The following is a 2,837-nucleotide window of genomic DNA, read 5'->3' on the forward strand; positions in this document are numbered from 1 at the left end:
CAGGCCGCAGGCCGCAGGCCGCAGGCCGCAGCATCAGCGGTGGTGCGGAGGGTGCGGTGGCGGTGGCGGGATGGTGGCCGTGCCCGGTGGCGTCTGCGGCCAGACCAGCAGGACCGGGCAGGGGGCATGGTCGACGACGAAACGGCTGGCGGGGCCGAGGCTGCGGGGGCCGAGGCGGGTGCGATCGCCGTCGCGGGCGAGGATGAGCAGGCCGGCACCCTCGGCGGCGGCCACGACCTCGCGTTCGGCACGACCGGAACGTTCCCGCCGCGTGCACGGGCGCCCCAGCCGCGCGGCCGCGTCGGCCAGAAGCCGCTCGCCCGCATCGTGGGCCAGGTGCTCCACCCGTGTGCCGGGGTCACGGTCGGGGCGTGCCCGGCCCAGCAGACCGGCGTAGGCGCCGTGCGCCACGCCCGGCGCGCCGGGGCCGCTGATGTGGAGCAACACCGTTTCGGCGTCCGCAGGTGTGTGGGCGCGCGCGGCGTCGACACAGGCCGACCAGGTGCCCTCAACGATCCAGACGATGACACTCACGCGTTCAGCCTCCGATCGTGTGGAGTGACACCCACAGTGCCACCACCGCCGGCAGCAGGGCGGCAGGCGTGGCCAGCAGACCGAGCCGGGTGAACTCGCCCAGTTCCACATCCGTGTCGTGTTCGCGCACGATACGCCGCCACAACAGCGTGGCCAGGGACCCGGCGTAGGTGAGGTTCGGGCCGATGTTCACCCCGAGGAGCACGGCCAGGACGGCGCCCGGTCCGGTGGGGGCGGCCAGCGGCAGCAGCACCAGGACAGCGGGCAGGTTGTTGATGACGTTCGCCAGGACGGCCGCCAGCGCCGCCATGACCAGCAGGGACACCAGGCCGGTGCCCTGCGGGACCACGCGGCCCAAGGCATCCGCCAGGCCGTTGTCGACCACCGCCCGGACCACGATGCCCAGCGCCAGCACGAACACGCAAAACGGCAGGGCCGCAGCCCGCACGAGCGCGCGGGGACCGGTGCGCCGCCGGGCCAGCGCGCGGACCGCCAGAACGGCCGCGCCCGCGGCCGCCGCCCAGGCCGGATCGATGCCAAGCAACGAGGCCAGCACGAAACCCGCCAGCGTGCCCACCACCGTGAACAGGGCAAAAAGCGGAAACTCAGGGGTCTCGACGGCGGGCGGGCCGTCAGCGCCCGCATCCAGGTCAGTAGCGAAGAAACGGCGGATCACCACGTACTCCGCCCCGACGGCGACCAGCCACGGCAACGCCATCAACGCGGCAAACCGGGTGAAAGACAAGCCACTGGCCGCGAACACCAGCAGGTTGGTCAGGTTGGACACCGGCAGCAGCAGCGAGGCGGTGTTCGACAGATGGGTACAGGCGTAGACATGCGGCTTGGCACGGGCGCCCAGCCGGGCGGCGGTGGCAAAGACCACCGGAGTCAGCAGTACCACCGTGGCATCGAGGCTGAGGACCGCGGTGATCAGGGAAGCCATCACGAACACGATGCCCAGCAGACGGCGGGGCCGACCGGCCGACCGGCGCGCCGTCCACGCACCACAGGCATGGAACAGGCCCTCGTCGTCACACAACTGCGCCAGGACCAGGACGGCCGCAAGGAAACCGACCACCGGGCCCAGCCGGGCGGCCTCCGCCACGGCATGGTCAAGGGAGATCGCCCCGGCAGCGATGACCACTCCGGCGGCAGGGACCGCCACAACCGCCTCCGGCCAGCCCCAGGGCCTGATCACCGCGCAGGCCAGCACAGCCAGGAGCAGGACGACGGACAGTGCTTCTGCGAGCGAGGCGTTCAGCGTCGGAGCCTTTCGGGTGCAGTCCCCGGCACAAGGGGAAGAAGTTCGCTGTACAGCTTCACCCACGTCCCCACGTGCCCGCCTCCCTCCGCTCAGGACCCACACGGCCGCGTGTCACCGGCCCCTCCGCCACAGAAGGCACGGAAAAAGCCTCTGACCAGCGAGAAACCGAAAAACGCCCTCGTTCAAGCAGCCGTGAGCAGCACGACCGCGTGCAGTCCGCCGCAGCCCATACGGCTCAAGGCGCGGCGGGGGGATTCTCACGAGGACACGACACAAACCCCAGCCCCCCGGAGGGCCCCCCACAACGCAACATGTGGCGATCACGGCTCCGGGCATCGCCGGAGCATCCGTGCAGCAGCACACTCACGACAAACAGCAGACCCAGCACCGCCACACGAAGACAACCGCGTACAAGGACAGAACCGGCCCAGCGCTCCACATCGACAGCGTCAAGGCAGATGTCGTGGCCCACTGGAGCAGTAAGCGGGACCACCTCGTCGTGGAGTTGCGTCCGTACTTCGACCGCAATGCGAAAGTCCTGCCAATTGATGGGCCGGCAGGGGAAAGTACCGAAACCACCCCAGAAAAGGGATGGTTCCCCAGGGCGCCTGAGATCTCCGTGCCGGTCAAAGACCCGCTCGCCGAGGTCACTGTCCGTACGGCAGTCGGCGGAAAGGGCTGGCAGGAGGGTATGACGCCGTCCTTCCGGGCAGTCCGTCTGTCACCGACAGGGATCGCCTACAACGCCGAGACCGGCCAACGCCTCCCCTCCAACCCCTGACACCACCCACGACACCGGCCCCTGCCAACCAAACCCGACCCAGGCAGCAAGGGCTCTCCCTTTTTGCGTTTCCCCGCCCAACGCGGGCAGCGCCTCACCAGACCACCTAATGGCTACGGCCGGCAAAAGACTGACGGCAGCAACAGGCGACGGCGCCAGCAGAAACACCCACCACCCCGCCAATAGCAGCCCAGCCGCACCCAGCGGGGGCGACACCCTCAAGCAGGTCCTCAGGCACGGCCGACAACAACCCGCCCC

At 70.0% G+C, this 2,837-nt stretch carries 3 protein-coding genes; 1 reads left to right on the forward strand and 2 read right to left on the reverse strand.

Annotated elements, in window-relative coordinates:
- Positions 1-33: 33 nt before the first annotated feature.
- Positions 34-534, reverse strand: coding sequence for a universal stress protein (locus LE181_RS01670; RefSeq protein ID WP_225659072.1), 501 nt, complete (start codon positions 532-534; stop codon positions 34-36).
- 4 nt (positions 535-538) lie between these two features.
- Positions 539-1,795: an SLC13 family permease gene (locus LE181_RS01675; protein WP_225659074.1), complete on the reverse strand. Its 1,257-nt coding sequence runs from the start codon at positions 1,793-1,795 to the stop codon at positions 539-541.
- 316 nt (positions 1,796-2,111) lie between these two features.
- Between LE181_RS01675 and LE181_RS01680 the strand changes: the two genes are divergently transcribed.
- Positions 2,112-2,579 carry a hypothetical protein gene (locus tag LE181_RS01680; RefSeq protein WP_225659073.1) on the forward strand — a complete coding sequence of 156 codons (468 nt, stop codon included), beginning with the start codon at positions 2,112-2,114 and terminating at the stop codon, positions 2,577-2,579.
- Positions 2,580-2,837: the final 258 nt, after the last annotated feature.

The sequence above is a fragment of the Streptomyces sichuanensis genome (assembly GCF_020328095.1).
Taxonomy (GTDB): Bacteria; Actinomycetota; Actinomycetes; order Streptomycetales; family Streptomycetaceae; genus Streptomyces; species Streptomyces cinnamoneus.